The sequence below is a fragment of the Pseudomonas sp. NBRC 111139 genome, assembly GCF_001753955.1.
Lineage (GTDB): Bacteria > Pseudomonadota > Gammaproteobacteria > Pseudomonadales > Pseudomonadaceae > Aquipseudomonas > Aquipseudomonas alloputida.
In genome coordinates this window covers 1-868 of the sequence record NZ_BCBP01000011.1, presented here as the reverse complement: position 1 = coordinate 868, position 868 = coordinate 1, and the positions used below count along the sequence as shown (strand labels likewise).

1 protein-coding gene is annotated in these 868 nt (G+C 60.9%); it reads right to left on the bottom strand.

Annotation, left to right across the window (positions count from 1 at the left end):
* On the bottom strand, window positions 1-868 hold an 868-nt coding region (gene bamA / locus BJQ17_RS00075), incomplete at both ends, for an outer membrane protein assembly factor BamA (RefSeq protein ID WP_070095331.1).

Here is an 868-nt window from a genome sequence, read left to right as displayed (position 1 = left end):
AGGATCAGGCCGGCGCTCTGGGCGAAACCGACGCTGGCGGTGATCGAGCCGGAGGCCTGCTCTTCGACGCTGTAGTTGACGTCGACCTGGTCGTCGGTGCCAGGCACCTGCGGGGTCTCGACGTTGACTTCCTTGAAGAAGCCCAGGCGCTCAAGACGGGTCTTGGACTGGTCGATCAGGTAGGTCGACGCCCAGCCACCTTCCATCTGGCGCATTTCGCGACGCAGCACTTCGTCTTCGGTCTTGGTGTTGCCGCGGTAGTTGATGCGGTTGACGTAGGCACGCTTGCCCGGGTCGACCACGAACATGATGTCGACGGTGTGGTCCTGGTCGTTCGGCTGTGGCACGCCGTTGACGTTGGCGAAGGTGTAGCCTTCGTTACCCAGGCGGCGGGTGATCAGCTCGGACGTGGTGGTCATCACCTTGCGCGAGAACACCTGGCCCGGCTGCACCAGCAGCAACGACTTGACCTGGTCTTCCGGCACCTTGAGGTCACCGGACAGCTTCACGTCGCGAACGGTGTATTTCTCGCCTTCGTTGATGTTGACGGTGATGTAGACGTGCTTCTTGTCCGGCGTGATGGACACCTGGGTGGAGGCGATGTCCATGTTGATGTAGCCGCGGTCCAGGTAGTAGGAACGCAGGCGCTCCAGGTCACCGGAGAGTTTTTCACGGGCGTACTTGTCGTCGTTCTTGAAGAACGACAGCCAGTTGGTGGTCTTCAGCTCGAACAGCTGCCCCAGGGTCTCATCATCGAATACGTTGTTGCCCACGATGTTGATGTGCTGGATGGCGGCGACGGTGCCTTCGTTGATCTTGATCTTCAGCGCCACACGGTTGCGCGGCTGCGGCACCACCTCGGCGTCGA